The sequence below is a fragment of the Ruegeria sp. E8 genome, from assembly GCF_056533985.1.
In genome coordinates, this window is the sequence record NZ_JBQFOY010000003.1 from 129,968 (window position 1) to 145,720 (window position 15,753).

A 15,753-nucleotide genomic window follows, 5' to 3' on the forward strand; every position below is an offset into this window, starting at 1 on the left:
TGCAAACTTGCACGGTGACCCCCATCCGAAAAAGGAGCACCAATGTCTCGACTTTCAGAACGCAGAGATTTTGCCATCGAAGTTTGCGAGGAAGCTGGGGTAATTGCCAAAAAGTATTTCGCTGACCGGAGTAACCTGATCGTCGATCAAAAAGGCGCTCAGGACTGGGTCAGCGAGGCGGACAGGAATGTCGAAACTTTCATTCGTCAAAGAATCGCGGAGGCATGGCCCAATGATGGGATTTTTGGTGAAGAGCACGGCGCGACAACAGGAGAGAGCGGCTTTGACTGGGTCATCGACCCAATTGATGGAACAACGAATTTCGTCAACGGCATTCCGGCATGGACCATTGTTCTGGCCGGTGTCACCGGGGGACAAACGGCGGTTGGTGTGATCCACGATCCAAACATGGGTGAAACCTTTGCGGCAACGCGCGGAGAAGCTGCGACACTTAACGGATCACCAATGCGCGTCGCGTCAGGAGTGGCGTTGCGGGACGGAACAGTCGCCGTGGGATATTCGAACCGGATCGAGATCCGCCATGTTTTACCCGTTGTCGAAAACCTGATCGAACACGGGGCTATGTTTCACAGAAACGCCAGCGGAGCGCTTTCATTGGCCTACGTCGCTGCCGGACGACTTCTGGGTTACGTGGAAGAGCACATGAACGCCTGGGATTGTTTGGCTGGGCAATTGCTGGTCGCCGAAGCGGGTGGCGTCGTTGAGGATCAGAACGCCGATGTAATGATCCGAGAAGGTGGGCGCGTAATCGCGGGTACTCCAGATGTGTTCGAGACGTTGCTTGAAATCGCAGAGAACGCTTGGAACGCTTAACGTCTATCCCATCGAAACCCAGTCTGAATGAGGTTTGAGCGTCGATAGATCTGCCTGCCAGAAATGGCCTTGTGAGGGTTGGTCGTGCTTGCGGTCTATCGAAAAACCCGAGAGGGCGCACCAAAGCAAAGTGCCGACCGCTCCGTGCGTCACGATTGCAAGATCCCCGGCGCCATGCATCTGGATAATCTCAGTGACTGTCCGATGAATGCGTATCTGTGCCTCAATCGCTGTTTCCCAACCGCGATAGCTGATTTCCGGTTGAGCAAAGAAAGCATCAGCCGCAGCCTCAAAATCTTCCCGAGGCAAATACCCGGTTGCGCTGCGGTCATTCTCACCAAGACCCAAGTGGGTATTTACGGGCAGAGATCGTGTTGCAGCAAAAATCTCACCAGTTTCGCGCGCCTTTCGCTCATCGCTGGTCCAGATCTGCGTGACACTCAACAAGATTTCACCAGAAGCAAACATAGCCGCACGCTTGCGGCCCGTCGCACTCAGGCCCCAATCTGTGATCGGGACGCCCGGATCAACAGAGACCTCGGGATGTGTGATGATCAGGAGGTTTGGCATCTAGTCGGGCAAAAGCACCGGCCCTTTGTCGGTAAAACCCATCTTGATCCGGGCGCCGGGTTCCAGCGGTGTATCGACATCATCGTGGACGGCAAAAACCTGACCAAACTCACCTGTCAGGGTATATTCCATCCGGACGCCAACATAGGTCGATTTGGCAACCGTGGCTGGTATGCCCCGATCGGAACCGATTACCAGGCGTGAGGGTCGCACTGCGATGGTTGCAGGTCCTTTGGACAAACCTCGGTGTGGCAGTGTGTGGCGATAACCTTCGATTTCAACGGTTGCCATGTCGCCAACCGTATCCACGATTTGGCAGCTCAGAAGGTTTGCCTCGCCTATGAAATCGGCAACAAACCGATCATTCGGGGCATCGTATAGCTGGCGCGGTGTACCCGTCTGAGCAATAGCGGCGTTGCGCATGACGACGATCTCATCCGAGACCGCCAGTGCCTCTTCCTGATCGTGGGTAACGTAAACAACTGTTAGGCCAAGGTCTTGCTGGATTGCTCGAATATCCTCACGCACCTGACGGCGAAGTTTGGCGTCCAGGTTGGATAGCGGCTCGTCGAACAGCAGAACTTGCGGTTCAAGAACCAGCGCCCGTGCAACGGCGACACGCTGTTGCTGGCCTCCGGATAGCTCTGAAGGAAGGCGGCTGTCGAACCCCTGGAGGCCAACCAACTCTAAGCCATACAACGCGCGACTGCGTGCTTCATCCTTCACAAAGCCCGAAAACGTGAGACCGTACATCACATTCTCCAGCACTGTCATATGAGGGAACAATGCGTATGACTGAAACACCATGGATACGTCGCGGTCGGTGGCCGGCAGTTTGGTCACGTCCCGGTCGCCAATCAGGATTGTTCCGGAACTGGCCATCTCTAACCCTGCAATCATGCGTAGCGTCGTTGTTTTTCCGCAGCCAGACGGACCAAGCAACGTGACGAGTTTTCCTGCGTCTACCTGAAGATTGATGTTATCGACAGCGACAACATCCTTGCCAAAAACTTTCGACACGTTCTCAAAGCGTACCGGGGCGGCCTTGGAACCGATTTTGGTGTCGGTCATGGCGATCTCTCCGTTCCGTGCTGCGTACGTCGGCCAATCTGGACCCGACCGACGAGAAGTTGCAATAAGCCGACCGCCGCGAGCATCACAAATATCAGCGTCGTCGAATAGGCGATCGCAAGGCCATAGTCGTTATTCTCGACCCGGCCGATGATGTAGCTGGTTGCCATGTCGTATTCCGCGCTAACCAGAAAGATGACGGCCGAGATCGCCGTCATGGCGCGAACAAAGCTGTACACAAGCGCAGCAAGTATCGCAGGGCGCAACAGCGGCAGGATGACATTCCGGAATGTCTGCCACGAATTTGCACCAAGGGTCAGCGAGGATTCATCAAGGCTGCGGTCCAACTGCGACATGCTCGCGATGCCCGCGCGAACACCAACCGGCATATTTCGGAAGATGAAGCTGACAACGAGAATAACACCCGTGCCGGTGATTTCGATTGGCGGAACGTTGAAGGCCAGAATGTAGCTAACGCCTATCACTGTTCCGGGGATAGCGAAGGACAACATTGTTCCAAATTCGAAAGCGTTCTTGCCTGCAAAACTTTGCCTGGTCAGCAGATAAGCGGTCACCAGACCAACGGCGGCAGTCAAAGGTGCTGCAATGGCCGCGATTGTGATGGTGGTCCAGAAACTGTCCCAGGCGGCTCCGGTCCAGCGGATGCCCTCTTCTTCAAAGCGCACTGAGAACGCGGTGATATAGTGCTTGATGGTCAGCGAATTATCGACGCCCCACAGCTCGACCACGCTGCCGTAGACGATCATCACATAGACAACAATTGTGAACAGCGCCCATCCCAGAGCGATGAGCAGCACGGGAACCGAAAGGCCAGTTGGCATCAGCGGATGAACCCCTGCATCGCCCTTGCCGGTAACCGTTGTGTAGCTCTTCTTTCCCAGCCAGACCCGCTGCGCATAAAAGGCCGAAAGGGTAAAGAACAGCAGCACCATGGCCAGAACCGCGGCCCTGCCTTGATCGTATTGAGCGCCAACAATCGCGAAGAATATCTCAGTCGACAGCACGTCGAAATTCCCACCCAGCACAAGTGGGTTCCCGAAGTCGGCCATGCTTTCGATAAAGCCCAGAAGAAATGCATTCGCAAGACCAGGCCGCATCAAAGGCAGAGAAACTGTCTTGAATGTCTGCCATCTACTGGCGCGGAGCGTCTGAGCTGCTTCCTCCATCGACGGAGAGACACCTTCGACAACCCCTATGAGAACGAGAAACGCAATTGGCGTAAAGGCGAGTGTCTGCGCGATCAGGATGCCAGGCATTCCGTAAAGCCAACGTGTCGGTTGTGTGCCGAAAAGCTCTGCAAAAAACCGCGTAACCGATCCGGACAAGCCAAAAAGCAGGATCAGCGCCAGGCCGATCACGAATGGCGGAGTGATTATTGGCAGAACGGTCAGGGCCCGCAGCGCGCGCTTATAGCGAAAGCCCGAGCGCGTCACGACCAACGCGAAACACAAACCGAGAATCGTGGTGATGACACCAACAAGGATGGCAAGAAACAGCGAATTCCAGGCGGCGCCGCAGCGCGCACCCCGAAAGCACCCCAACCCCCACAGTCGATCATCGAAAAACTTCGAGAAGAATACTGCGATAGAGTAAGCGCCATCTTCAGTGATGAAGGCAGCGAAAAGCATCTTGGCGATGGGAAAAAAGACAAACGCTGTGACAATTGTAATAACGCCGCCGATGGCACTGACGACGAAGACATCACCATTAATTGCGCCCCTCGCCGCGATGCCTTGCGTGAGCAGGAACAGAAAACTTGATGCGCAAATCATTGCACCATAGCCCATTCCGAATTGACGGTCGCCAAGTTCGCCAAACAACGCTTCCAACCAATTGAAGTTGAAGCCCCTGATACCAATGCTGAACCCTTGAGCGATCAACCAGCCGAAGCCGAGCGCACCGGAAAGGATCAGAATGCGGGCGTAAAGCGGGTCAGATTTGGTGCGCTTCAGCACCAGAAGCGGCAGAGCGAGAGCGATCAGGAGCGGTGCGAGCCAAAGTTTCTCGCCTTGTCCAATGAGAAACATTGCAGGGGCATAATCCTGATCGAATGGGTAGCCGTCCATAAGCCATTCGAACGACCAAAGGCCGCCGTCAACCATGTACCATGGCAGCAGGCAGAATCCGACCCACCCGGCAAGAATCCAGAAGATCAGGACCGGATGGGTCGTTTTTGAGGTCTGGGAGGCCATTTACTGCGGCAGAGTCGAAACCTCTTCATCCCATTTCTGCAACAGACGCTTCCGTTCGTCTGAGGAGCCGTACTTTTTGAAGTCATAGTCAATCAGCTTGATCTGACTCATGTCAGGCGCACTTTCCGAAGTTTCCGCGCTCTTGTTCGATGGAACCTGAAACGCGTTGACTTGAAGGGCAAGGTTCTGAGCTTCGGGCGACAGGGCCCAGTCATAGAACTTTTTCGCCTCTTCTTCGTTGCGGGCTCCGTCAATAATCGACATCGAGCCAATTTCGTATCCCGTGCCCTCGCAGGGTGCGACGACCTTGATCGGGAATCCTGAAACGGCCTGCTTCACAGCGTCATGCATGAAGACGATACCAATGGTGTTCTCGCCACGTCCGGCGGCCTTGATCGGTGCCGAGCCTGACTTGGTGTACTGGTTGATGTTCGAATGCAGACCTTTCATGAACTCAAAGCCTTCATCCTCTCCGAAGATCTGCACCATTGAGGCCAATGTTGTATAGGCCGTGCCTGACGAGTTCGGGTTTGCCATCTGAACGTGCCCTTTGTATTCGGGCTTCAACAAGTCTTTCCAGCAGGCCGGTTCGGGCAGATTATTCGCGGCGACAAGGTCAGAGTTGTAGCCATACCCAAGCGCGCCTGAATAAATACCAATCGTTTTGTTGCCCGCGCTTTCAGCCTGAGCAATCGCCCAATCGTGAAGCTGGTCGCGCATTGGCGACAAATATTCCATTGTCAGTCCTTCTTCAGCGGCCTGCAAATGCGGGTCACCCGTACCGCCCCACCAGACGTCTCCTTTTGGATTTGAACTTTCTGCCCGGATTTGGGCATAGGTTTCGCCCGACGACTTTCGGGTCATGTTGACATCAATACCGGTCGCGTCCTCAAAGCTGCGTGCCAGAAGCTGGCACCAGTCTTCCTGCGCCGAACAATAGAGGGTCAGCTTGTCAGCCTGCGCAGCTGACAAAGATGCAGCAAACGCAATCAGCGATCCCAATGCGGTGGCGGTCGATTTCTTCATTGTCCTTCCTCCCTTAGGCTCCAATACGTCCGGATTTCCCGGTTCTTCTATGCCCGTCCTCATGCGGCTTTCCGCAGCTTCTCTATCGCTGCCAGTTTTTCCGAATTGACTGAAAGGTCCTTCAGAAACTGGGACAGCTCTTCCTCTTCAACAAGTTTTGCCACTTTTGCAGGCGAAAACCAGTGGCGCTTGCGTTCACCGCTTTCCTTCCAGCGGCGCTTCAATTTCACGACAACCATGGGATAAATGGTCACTCTGCAACAAACGTCATCTTTGTGTTCGTACCGTTTGTTGTAGTGAAAATGTCCAATTGGTCGGTCTGAGATTGAGCCTACAGCACCGGCTTCCTCCAAAGCTTCGATTTCAGCGGCGTGCCAAGGTTTCTTACCATCCATCAACCAGCCTTTGGGTAAGACCCACCGCCCCCTATCACGCGAAGTAACCATGAGGACGCGAAGCTTATTGGCCTTGTCCCAGCGCAATGGAAGCGCAGCGATCTGTTCGGCGATTTGCTTTTCGCTCATGCCGCGCCGCCAATTCTTCGGGGCCGGGCAAGACGGCTATCCAGAAGATCTCCGGTCTCTTGGGCGATGGGATAGGCGACATAAGTCAGGGCCGCGTTGATCTGCTTGAGAAGGCGCAAGGTTTCCTGATGAATGTTCGTCGTCTCAATGCTTGCCGGCGCACCCTGCTGAAGGCGTTTGAGGTGACGTTCTTGCAGCCTGTGTTCTTCGATCCGAATGCGGTCCTTTTCTGCCACAAGTTGACGGGCCGCTTCGGCGTCCCCTGTGGTCAGAACGCTGAGCGCCAATTGTCCGTTGGTGACGATCTGGTCGTGAAAATGCTCGATATCGGCAACGCCCTGATCTGAAAATGTAAGAGCTTCGACCGACATTTTTTGGGCCAGAGACACCAGGTTTACCGCGATCCGGTCTGCGGCCTCTTCCAGACTGTTGGCGATGGCAACGATTTCCAGTGTCTTCTTCTCCTGAGACGGCAGGATGGCGGTTTCTCGCAATCGCGACACGTAAATCTTAAGCTCGAAATGCATCCTGTCGATTTCATCTTCACGCCGCTCAATCTTGCGCGCAATTTCTGGGTCCCAAATGCGGAACAGATTCATGACAGGTACAAGAATGGCCTGGACCGTTTCAGACATTCGCAGCAGTTCCCGTTGCGCGCAGGCCAGGGCGAGCGGAGGATGGTCCAACGCTGCGGGATCCAGTGGGCTGACACTATCGGTCTCGCTGTCAGGATGTCGGGGCACGACCTGTTCCGCCGTGCGCGTCAGCAACCCGACAAGCGGAAGAGCCACAATTAGAAGCAACACGTTAAGCGCGATGTGAAGCGCGACAGTCTGCTGGCCGGCGCTAAGACCAATGAGGTGAAAGGGAATGAAACCCATGATCAGAAGTGACAGCGCCACAAGTGTGAGGCTACCCCGTGCGGCAAGGTTCCCCAAGACCACCAAGCGGGCAGGACGCTCACCTGACCATAGCAGAGCAAACGGAATGACGGCGCCACCCAAATTTGCCCCAATTACCAAAGCGGCGGCCACCGGGACTGCTATTAGCCCGGTCGCGGCAAATGTTGCAAAGGTCAAAACAGCCGCCAGGCTAGAGTGCATTGCCCAAGCTAAAAGCGCGCCGAGTACATAGGCACTGATCAGATCACCCTGAAAATATGCCGCGATCGATTGGATGATCGCGTTGCTACCGATGGGTGCAGTGGCCTGTCGAATCATGCCAAGTGAGATCAGGACAAGCGCAAAACCGATCATGATACGGCCAACCTGTTTTGCCTTGCGATTGCGCGCCTTGAAGAAGGTTGCAACACCGAACAACAGAACAAAAGGAACTATAGCCTGCACTGGCAGCAGCAGCAGCATCGCCATTATCGCCGATCCCAGATCGGCGCCCAAAAGCAATGCCAGCGCCGAATGAGGAGCAAGCATACCAGAGACCGCAAATCCGGCCCCTATCAGTGCAACCGCCGTTGAGCTTTGCATAAACATCGCAGCAAGACAGCCACCCGCAGCCGCAGAGACCGTGTTATCAGATAAGTTTTTCAGGCCGCGCTTCAGTTCGGGCATAAATGCGCGCTCAACCCCTGTTCGGATCAACCGAACGGACCACAAAAGCAGTGCGACCGCCGCCGCAAGGTGCCCGGCAATCAATATCATCTGCTCGTCTTCCAGTGTTTTTCAGTTCGATGCAATTTCGATCTGCGCCTTGTATTTTTTGTTATTTTCAGAATTCTCACAGTGAAACGTGGGTTATGCAACAAAAAATGTTGCCAAACGCCCGAAAGACCACAAAAGTGAACGTGAAACCTAGTCAGGTCGTTGCATGTCCAAATCAAAAACGCGCAGCAAAAAACCAGAAAAAGGTCAGGATCGGGTTAAGAAATTCGACCGTCGGCGCGAAATATTACTAGAGCTGAAACTCCGGCCTCATGTGCGGATCAGCGAGTTGGCTCAGCGCTTCAACGTGTCAACAGAAACCGTGCGCCGAGATTTTGACGCATTGTCTGTAGACGGGTTGATTGCACGCGCACACGGTGGTGCATCCGCCCCGGTTCAAGGGCGCTATCCAAGCCTCGACGAACGCACAGGCGCTCGAATGGAAGAGCGCGAGAGGATCGGCATATATGCGGCGGCGCTTATACAGGAAGGCGAGTCCGTGATGATCGACTCGGGTTCGACCACCATTGAGATGGCGCGGGCACTTGCTTATCGAGGAATCCATTGCACGGTCATTACAAACTCGGTTCCGGTAGCCATGACCCTCGGCCACGGCCCGGCGGAGGTAGTGCTTTGTCCGGGGGAATATCTTGCGGCAGAGTCCGCAACTATCGGAACGGAAACGCTCGCGTTTCTATCCGCCTTTAATGTCGATCGATGCCTGATCGGCGCTTCCGGCTTTTCCGAGGAAGGACCTTCAGAGTCGATACGTGGTTTCGCAGCGATCAAACGCATGATGCTGACGCGGGCCGCAACAAGACATCTTCTTATCGATTCAGACAAATTCGGCCGTAAAGGTTTGGCCCACGTGAGCGATCTTAAAGGATTGGATTCCATTGTTACCGACACGAAACCAAAGGGAGAGCTGCAGAACGCAATATGCAGTGCCAAGGTCAAGATCCTTGTCGCTGAAAAACCATAAGGAAGAACGATAATTAGTGGCCGAACAGGCCAAGGATGATTGGGAGGAAGACATGAAAATCGATATCAAACTACTGATTGGAGCATCCGCAATTGCGCTCTTGTCGCTCGGCGGGACCGCTTCGGCGCAGGATTGTCCGCGCGGTGATCTGGATGAGCGGTTTTGCGACGCGGACGGCGATCTGATCGCGGACATTCCCACAGATCCCTCTGATCAGATTGATCCTGATACATTGATTTTTGCCTACACTCCGGTCGAAGACCCCGCCGTATACAAAACGGCTTGGTCGGATTTTCTTGACCACCTGAAAGCAGAAACCGGCAAGGACGTCGTCTTTTTCCCGGTTCAAAACAACGCCGCACAGATCGAGGCGATGCGTTCCGGGCGCCTACATATTGCGGGCTTCAACACCGGCTCGAACCCCTTGGCAGTGAACTGTGCTGGCTTCCGGCCCTTCACGATCATGGCCTCAAAAGACGGAAACTTTGGCTATGAGATGGAAATCATCACCTATCCAGGCTCAGGCATCGAAAAGGTTGAGGACATCAAGGGAAAGCAACTGGCTTTTACGTCACCAACGTCCAACTCGGGGTTCAAAGCGCCCTCGGCTATTCTGAAAAGCGACTTTGATCTTCTGCCCGAACGCGATTTCGAGCCTGTTTATTCGGGTAAGCACGACAACTCGATCCTGGGAGTTGCCAACAAGGATTACCTGGCGGCCTCAATTGCGAACTCGGTTAAGTCACGGATGATCTCACGCGATGTGATCAACGAAGACGATGTCATTACAATCTACAAGTCACAGACCTTTCCAACCACTGGATTCGGAACCGTTTACAATCTGACGCCCGAATTGCAGGAGAAGATCCGCAACGCCTTTTTCAGTTTCGACTGGGAAGGCACGACGCTGGAAGCTGAGTTTTCGAAATCAAACGAAGGCCAGTTTCTTGAGATGACCTATCAGGAGTTCTGGGACGTCATTCGTAAAATTGACGCTGCCAATGGCGTTTCTTACGCCTGTCAATGACCTTTGACTAATCCGGCGGGCCTGAAAGGCCCGCTGCTCACCCTAATCTGGGGCATTTCATGCTGCGTCTTCAAAAGCTGACGAAAACATACAAGACCGGTGATCAGGCGCTGAAGGCCATCGATCTTGAGGTTCCAAAGGGACAGGTTCTTGCGTTGATTGGACCGTCCGGCGCGGGCAAATCGACCATGATCCGCTGCATTAACCGCTTGGTTGAACCCACAAGCGGTGGTGTACTTTTGGACGACGTGGACCTGACCAAACTCGGATCGGGCGCGTTAAGAAAAGCGCGCCGTGAAATGGGCATGATTTTTCAGGAATATGCCTTGGTCGAACGCCTCACGGTGATGGAAAACGTTCTGTCGGGACGGCTGGGATATGTTGGATTCTGGCGCAGCTTCCTGCGGCGGTATCCACAGTCGGATGTCGACGAGGCCTTCCGCCTGCTTGATCGGGTCGGATTGTTACACATGGCGGACAAACGGGCAGATGAGCTTTCTGGTGGTCAACGCCAAAGGGTCGGCATCTGCCGCGCCTTGATTCAAAACCCGAAACTGTTGCTGGTTGATGAGCCGACCGCGTCGCTGGATCCAAAGACCAGTCGCCAGATTATGCGCCTGATCACCGAACTGTGTCAGGAACGCGGACTGGCGGCCATTATCAATATCCATGATGTGGCGCTTGCCCAGATGTTCGTTCCTCGCGTCGTGGGCCTCCGCTTTGGTGAAATCGTATATGATGGTCTTCCAACAGGTCTTACCCCCGAGAAGCTGACCGAAATCTATGGGGAGGAAGACTGGGAAGCGACCATCGAAAAAGTGGATGAAGATGAAGATGTCGAGGCTGCAGAATGAGCCATCGAGAACTGGACGACATGTTGGGAAAAGGTTGGCGTAAGCCTGCCTTTGTCAAAAATCCATTGCTCCGCTGGGCATTGATCTTTGGCTTTTTTGCCTACCTGATCGCGGCCTTCATGACCATCGAAGTTGATTGGGGCCGAGTCTATGAAGGGTTGGACCGGGGATGGGCGTTTGTACTTGCGTTCACCAGCCCGGACTTTCTATCGCGGTGGTCAGATATTTGGAGCGGTCTTCTGGAAAGTATTGTAATGACCGTGGCCGCGTCGGTCGTGGGCATTTTGATTTCGATCCCGATTGGATTAGGAGCGGCTCGCAATATCGCACCGTTGCCAATATACCTGATCTGCCGAGGCATTGTCGCGATAAGTCGGGCATTGCAAGAGATCATTGTCGCCATTCTGCTCGTGGCTATCTTCGGTTTTGGTCCGCTGGCAGGATTTCTGACGCTTTCCTTCGCGACTATTGGGTTCCTCTCTAAACTTCTGGCCGAAGATATCGAAGCCATGGACAAGGTTCAGGCCGAGGCAATCAAGGCCTCTGGTGCGCGCTGGATGCAGTGGATCAACTATGGCGTTCAGCCCCAAGTGATGCCGCGACTCGTAGGTCTTTCCATGTACCGGATCGACATCAACTTCCGAGAAAGCGCAATTCTTGGGCTCGTGGGGGCTGGCGGTATCGGCGCAACATTGAACACTGCGTTCGATCGCTATGAATATGACACGGCGGCGGCCATTCTGATACTTATCATCGGGATCGTCATGGCCCTTGAATACCTTTCAGGAATTATCCGCGCGAGGGTTCAGTGATGCCGGTACTTGAACGCGACGATGCGCAAATTTGGCGCCGACGCACGACGGGTCAGAGTCTGGTTCGATGGTTCGGCTGGCTGATGGGTGTCGCGGTCTTCGTTTACTGTTGGCAACTCATCTCGGAATCGACGACCTGGTTCTTCGTCTGGGACGCGCCTCGCATTGCCAACGATATCTGGACCCGTGCAACGCCTCCTAAATGGGATTACATCACCCAGTTGGGCCGCCCGATTTGGGACACGCTGAACATCGCCACCCTGGGTACAATAATCGCCCTATGTCTGGCTGTGCCGGTTGCCTTTCTGGCAGCTCGTAACACCACGCCATCGGCTTTGTTTATCCGGCCCGTGGCCCTGCTGGTCATTGTCTCGACCCGCTCGATCAACTCGCTGATCTGGGCACTGCTTTTGATCGCAATTATTGGACCGGGCGTCTTCGCCGGTGTCATTGCAATCGCCATTCGTTCGATCGGGTTTTGCGCAAAGCTTCTCTATGAAGCAATCGAGGAAATTGATCACACTCAGGTCGAAGCAATCACGGCAACCGGTGCGTCGCGTTGGCAGATCATGGCCTATGGAATCGTTCCGCAAATCCTGCCCGCCTTTGCCGGTATTGCGGTCTTCCGTTGGGATATCAACATCCGCGAATCCACGGTTCTGGGGCTGGTTGGCGCCGGGGGCATCGGGTTGCAATTGTCAGCTTCGCTCAATGTTCTGGCCTGGCCGCAGGTCAGCCTGATCCTGATTGTAATTCTTGTCGCGGTTATGATCAGTGAATGGGTTTCGGCAAAAGTGCGAGGGGCGATCATTTGACCGAGTTCTCTGCTCAAGAGGCTTTTAATGCCTATGAGGCCGTGCGACACCGCCTTCCCGAAACCAGAGCTACTGAAATGAACTATCGTCAAGTTGAGACGCTAGAGGACATAGCTCATGAATTCGATGTCTTCCTCCTCGATGCTTTCGGAGTTCTGAATATTGGTGATACGGCCATCCCGGGCACACCAGATCGGGTCAGGTCACTGAAAGCAGCTGGCAAGCGTGTTCTGATCGTGTCAAATGCAGCGGGGTATCCCCACACAACTCTTTTGGAAAAGTACTCCAGGCTTGGTTACGACTTCGCGTCGCAAGATGTAATCACAAGTCGGGCCACATTGTTGTCTGAACTAAACGGCCAAAGTCAGTTGCATTGGGGATTGATGGCGACCCCCAGCGCTGGTCTTCGCGATTTGGAGGGTTTGACACTATCCTATCTTGAGGATGACCCGAAGCCCTACGAAAACGTCGACGGGTTTTTAATGGTTGGATCAGCGATTTGGACCGAAACGCGTCAAGCCATGCTGGAGACTGCCTTGCTGGAACGTCCGCGCCCGGTAATGGTCGGCAACCCTGATATTGTCGCTCCTCGTGAGTACGGATTTTCCAAAGAGCCCGGCCTTTTTGCGCATCGGCTGGCAGACCGGACAGGTGTCTCCCCTCAGTTCTTTGGGAAACCTTTCGGCAACATCTATGATCTTGCTTTCCAACGCATCGGTCACATCGAAAAGTCCCGAGTGCTGATGGTTGGCGACAGCCTGCACACAGACATCTTGGGCGCACGAAACGCCGGGATTAGTTCGGCACTCATCTCAGGCTTTGGATTCTTCGCCGGGCATGATGTTGAAGCAGCTATCGAAAAGGCAGGGATAGTACCGAACTTTGTCGTAAACCGGCCTTGATTCCAGAGCGTTCCTTGTCGACGGAAACTCTGTTCAATCTATCAGCATCCTGACGGAGGAATGTAGGCGTTAAGCTTTTCGGAATGGAGGGCAAGATAATCACGGATACGCGTTGGTGGACCAGCCCATCAGTCCAGTCGATTTGTCGACGCAGTATCAAATTTCTGACGCTACGGTAGTCTTGATAAGAGTCGGCAATACCAACTCAACAGGGCTGCTGGTTCAGGCCAGGTTGTTGATACTAGGCCTGAACCGTTGACTCTTTGTCAGAATATCTTGCGCACGCCGAACCCTACATAGCGGGGTTCAAGCAGTTCCCCTTCGACACCACCAATCGTGCGATTGGTTCTCTTCAGTGTCGGCCCGCGTTCGTCGAACAAGTTGTTCACATAACCGAACACTTCGATATCGGCACGAGGGCGGTAGCTAAGGCGCAAATCGGCAACTGTGTAGCTGTTGACGGCCAATTGAGCATTGTTGTCATCGGTCGAGAAGTAACCGTCGGTGAACCGTACTGTTCCACCCAACGTCCAATTCGAAGCAAAATCCCAGTCGGCACCCACGCTGAGTGTATAGCTGGGCGAATTGCTGAACTCGTTGCCCAGGAAGTTGGCCGAAGCCGAACTGAACTCGGTCACTTTAGTGCGCAGCAAGCCCAAGCCACCGGTCAAGCGCAGGTTGCTCAATGGGCGATAATCGATGCCGACCTCCATACCATACGACTTGGCCTTTTCAGCGTTGACCGTCATCGCTTGTCCGATAAGACCGGGAATGGCCACGACAACAAAGCGCTGCGCGTCCGTAAAGTCGCTGTAGAACAGGTTTCCTGTCAGGAACAGGCTGTTATCGAGTAGTTGCGCGCGACCGAACAGTTCGTAGTTCCAAACAGTTTCCTTCTCAAACGGGACATACTGCCCGGTCCGGAAGTTCAGAGATACACCGCCGGGGTTGTACCCTTTGCTGATCAGCGCGCCCACGGTTGCCGTATCAGAGATGTCATAGGCAATCGACACCCTCGGCAGCCAGTCAGAAAACGTTTCGTTATAGTCCAATGCGCCCCGAGCAAAGTTCGATGTGCCGCTGCGCTTGATTTTATCCTGTTGGAAACGCAGCCCACCGTTCAGCGACCACCGTTCCGCGAACCTGTAGGTGATATCCGTGAAAATGCCGAGGTTGTCCTTGCGGTCGTCAAAACGCGAATTGCCACGTATCTGCAAGGCTTCATCAGAATCCGTTCGGGCTGCGTAAATACCCGCCATGCCGCTGATTACCGAATCCTCGGATCCGAATGTCAGGCGTAATTCGTTCGACAGGTTGGTCTGGTCAATTTGGGCTGATCCAAAGTTCAATGGCTCGGCGACCCGGTCAACATCGATATCCGAGTACTGAAGCTGGTTGATCAACGCCATGCCATTGCCGAACTCATAGCTGATGTCGGCAATGGAGGTGTTGGTGCGTTGATTCCAGCTGGGGTTGCTTGCCGATGTGCTGATCGGTTCATTGAACGGCGAGTCAGCTGCCTCGGTAGTCGGTCGATTTGTATCCGTGTAAGAATAGGTGAATTTCGCCTTCAGCCCTGGAATACCCGTCGGCGTCCAAAGAAATTTCAAACGCGCATTCTTGCTTTCGAAGTTCTGGTCTGTCGCGCCACGTGCGAAGCGCGGGTTGGTGTAGTCGATGAAGGTATCGCGTGAAAAATAGTCCAGCGCAATTCTAGCGGCAAACTGTTCAGAAAGCGGTGCCGAATATGCCAGCGACGCCCGTTTCCTGTTGTCGCTGCCAAACTGCAATTGCGCGGCACCCTCGGTATAGAATGTCGGGTCCTTGGTATTGACGATGATCGCGCCGGCGATGCTGTTAGCGCCCTGCGATGTGGTTTGCGGGCCGCGGAACACCTCGATCGTGCCCACATCCCAAACCGAATTCGCGCCAAAAGCCAGTTCGTTATAGCTTAGGTAGTGGCCGTCCAGATTGACAGTTGCGCGCGGCACTGTGCCGCCAAAGAACGCCCCGGCACCGGTGTTGGGTCCTTGTGCCTCTTGGCCCCGGATTACCGGCGCGCCAACGGTCGCAGGATAGATAACGTTCGGTGTACCCTCGACCGCTTCGCGCACGTCAGTCACCGACGGCTTTTCTTCAAGGTCTTCCGAGGTAATTACGGAAACCGAGCTTGCGGTTTCGCGGATAGTGCGGTCCACTTTTTCGCCGGTAACGATGATATCCTGAAGCTCGAAGACTTCGGTGCCGTCGATTGGCTCTGAACGCTCCTGAGCCTGCGCCGAGACGCTTGAGCAGGTCGCCAGCGCGGCAATGCTCGCACGGCTGAGCAGCCGCCCGAATGTGCGCGGTTTCATTCTTTAGTCCCTCTGTTTTTTAGACTGTCCGGCTATCGAGACTTGCTGCAGTCGATGAATTGTTTGGCCGGATTCTGCATGGCTGCCCGCGGCAAATTCAGCTTGGGCTGG

Annotated in this window: 14 protein-coding genes; 7 read left to right on the plus strand and 7 right to left on the minus strand. The window is 54.4% G+C overall.

Annotated features, from left to right (window positions below; genetic code table 11):
* Positions 1–42: 42 nt before the first annotated feature.
* Positions 43–834, plus strand: a complete 792-nt coding sequence (locus ACR0LF_RS05895; RefSeq protein WP_480580258.1) for an inositol monophosphatase family protein — start codon at positions 43–45, stop codon at positions 832–834.
* Positions 835–837: 3 nt separating this feature from the next.
* On the opposite strand, the gene ACR0LF_RS05900 is transcribed toward ACR0LF_RS05895, so the two are convergent.
* From ACR0LF_RS05900 to ACR0LF_RS05925, 6 genes are read right to left on the minus strand one after another with little or no spacing between them, the layout of a single operon-like run.
* A complete protein-coding gene (locus tag ACR0LF_RS05900; protein WP_480580261.1) occupies positions 838–1,404 on the minus strand; it encodes a histidine phosphatase family protein in 567 nt (188 codons plus the stop codon).
* Complete coding sequence (locus ACR0LF_RS05905) at positions 1,405–2,475, minus strand: ABC transporter ATP-binding protein (RefSeq protein ID WP_480580264.1); 1,071 nt, start codon at positions 2,473–2,475, stop codon at positions 1,405–1,407.
* Entirely contained in the window at positions 2,472–4,688 is a 2,217-nt protein-coding gene (locus ACR0LF_RS05910; protein ID WP_480580267.1) for an ABC transporter permease, read from the minus strand. Before ACR0LF_RS05910 ends, ACR0LF_RS05905 begins: the two co-directional genes overlap by 4 nt.
* Positions 4,689–5,714 (minus strand): ABC transporter substrate-binding protein, encoded by a 1,026-nt coding sequence (locus tag ACR0LF_RS05915; protein ID WP_480580270.1) that lies wholly within the window; start codon positions 5,712–5,714, stop codon positions 4,689–4,691.
* Positions 5,715–5,773: 59 nt separating this feature from the next.
* Positions 5,774–6,238, minus strand: a complete 465-nt coding sequence (locus ACR0LF_RS05920) for an NUDIX hydrolase (RefSeq protein WP_480580273.1) — start codon at positions 6,236–6,238, stop codon at positions 5,774–5,776.
* A complete protein-coding gene (locus ACR0LF_RS05925) occupies positions 6,235–7,896 on the minus strand; it encodes a Na/Pi cotransporter family protein (RefSeq protein WP_480580274.1) in 1,662 nt (553 codons plus the stop codon). Before ACR0LF_RS05925 ends, ACR0LF_RS05920 begins: the two co-directional genes overlap by 4 nt.
* Before the next feature lie 166 nt (positions 7,897–8,062).
* Between ACR0LF_RS05925 and ACR0LF_RS05930 the strand changes: the two genes are divergently transcribed.
* The 6 genes from ACR0LF_RS05930 to ACR0LF_RS05955 are packed head-to-tail and all read left to right on the plus strand — an operon-like array spanning position 8,063 to position 13,288.
* Positions 8,063–8,878, plus strand: a complete 816-nt coding sequence (locus tag ACR0LF_RS05930; protein ID WP_480580277.1) for a DeoR/GlpR family DNA-binding transcription regulator — start codon at positions 8,063–8,065, stop codon at positions 8,876–8,878.
* Positions 8,879–8,930: 52 nt separating this feature from the next.
* Positions 8,931–9,905 (plus strand): phosphate/phosphite/phosphonate ABC transporter substrate-binding protein, encoded by a 975-nt coding sequence (gene phnD / locus ACR0LF_RS05935; protein ID WP_480580280.1) that lies wholly within the window; start codon positions 8,931–8,933, stop codon positions 9,903–9,905.
* Positions 9,906–9,964: 59 nt separating this feature from the next.
* A complete protein-coding gene (phnC, locus tag ACR0LF_RS05940; protein WP_170352080.1) occupies positions 9,965–10,759 on the plus strand; it encodes a phosphonate ABC transporter ATP-binding protein in 795 nt (264 codons plus the stop codon).
* The gene (phnE, locus tag ACR0LF_RS05945) at positions 10,756–11,571 is read left to right on the plus strand and encodes a phosphonate ABC transporter, permease protein PhnE (protein ID WP_480580283.1); all 816 of its coding nucleotides are present in this window, start codon (positions 10,756–10,758) and stop codon (positions 11,569–11,571) included. The genes phnC and phnE (ACR0LF_RS05945) overlap by 4 nt, the downstream gene beginning before the upstream one ends.
* Positions 11,571–12,386: a phosphonate ABC transporter, permease protein PhnE gene (phnE, locus tag ACR0LF_RS05950; protein ID WP_480580286.1), complete on the plus strand. Its 816-nt coding sequence runs from the start codon at positions 11,571–11,573 to the stop codon at positions 12,384–12,386. The genes phnE (ACR0LF_RS05945) and phnE (ACR0LF_RS05950) overlap by 1 nt, the downstream gene beginning before the upstream one ends.
* Positions 12,383–13,288 carry an HAD-IIA family hydrolase gene (locus ACR0LF_RS05955; RefSeq protein ID WP_480580289.1) on the plus strand — a complete coding sequence of 302 codons (906 nt, stop codon included), beginning with the start codon at positions 12,383–12,385 and terminating at the stop codon, positions 13,286–13,288. The genes phnE (ACR0LF_RS05950) and ACR0LF_RS05955 overlap by 4 nt, the downstream gene beginning before the upstream one ends.
* A gap of 266 nt (positions 13,289–13,554) precedes the next feature.
* Here the strand turns inward: ACR0LF_RS05955 and ACR0LF_RS05960 are convergent, their stop codons facing one another.
* The gene (locus tag ACR0LF_RS05960) at positions 13,555–15,642 is read right to left on the minus strand and encodes a TonB-dependent receptor (protein ID WP_480580291.1); all 2,088 of its coding nucleotides are present in this window, start codon (positions 15,640–15,642) and stop codon (positions 13,555–13,557) included.
* Positions 15,643–15,753 lie beyond the last annotated feature (111 nt).

Coding starts and splice junctions, on each gene's coding strand:
- ACR0LF_RS05895 (WP_480580258.1), top strand. CDS start 43: ATGTCTCGACTTTCAGAACGCAGAGATTTTGCCATCGAAGTTTGCGAG.
- ACR0LF_RS05900 (WP_480580261.1), bottom strand. CDS start 1,404: ATGCCAAACCTCCTGATCATCACACATCCCGAGGTCTCTGTTGATCCG.
- ACR0LF_RS05905 (WP_480580264.1), bottom strand. CDS start 2,475: ATGACCGACACCAAAATCGGTTCCAAGGCCGCCCCGGTACGCTTTGAG.
- ACR0LF_RS05910 (WP_480580267.1), bottom strand. CDS start 4,688: ATGGCCTCCCAGACCTCAAAAACGACCCATCCGGTCCTGATCTTCTGG.
- ACR0LF_RS05915 (WP_480580270.1), bottom strand. CDS start 5,714: ATGAAGAAATCGACCGCCACCGCATTGGGATCGCTGATTGCGTTTGCT.
- ACR0LF_RS05920 (WP_480580273.1), bottom strand. CDS start 6,238: ATGAGCGAAAAGCAAATCGCCGAACAGATCGCTGCGCTTCCATTGCGC.
- ACR0LF_RS05925 (WP_480580274.1), bottom strand. CDS start 7,896: ATGATATTGATTGCCGGGCACCTTGCGGCGGCGGTCGCACTGCTTTTG.
- ACR0LF_RS05930 (WP_480580277.1), top strand. CDS start 8,063: ATGTCCAAATCAAAAACGCGCAGCAAAAAACCAGAAAAAGGTCAGGAT.
- phnD (WP_480580280.1), top strand. CDS start 8,931: ATGAAAATCGATATCAAACTACTGATTGGAGCATCCGCAATTGCGCTC.
- phnC (WP_170352080.1), top strand. CDS start 9,965: ATGCTGCGTCTTCAAAAGCTGACGAAAACATACAAGACCGGTGATCAG.
- phnE (WP_480580283.1), top strand. CDS start 10,756: ATGAGCCATCGAGAACTGGACGACATGTTGGGAAAAGGTTGGCGTAAG.
- phnE (WP_480580286.1), top strand. CDS start 11,571: ATGCCGGTACTTGAACGCGACGATGCGCAAATTTGGCGCCGACGCACG.
- ACR0LF_RS05960 (WP_480580291.1), bottom strand. CDS start 15,642: ATGAAACCGCGCACATTCGGGCGGCTGCTCAGCCGTGCGAGCATTGCC.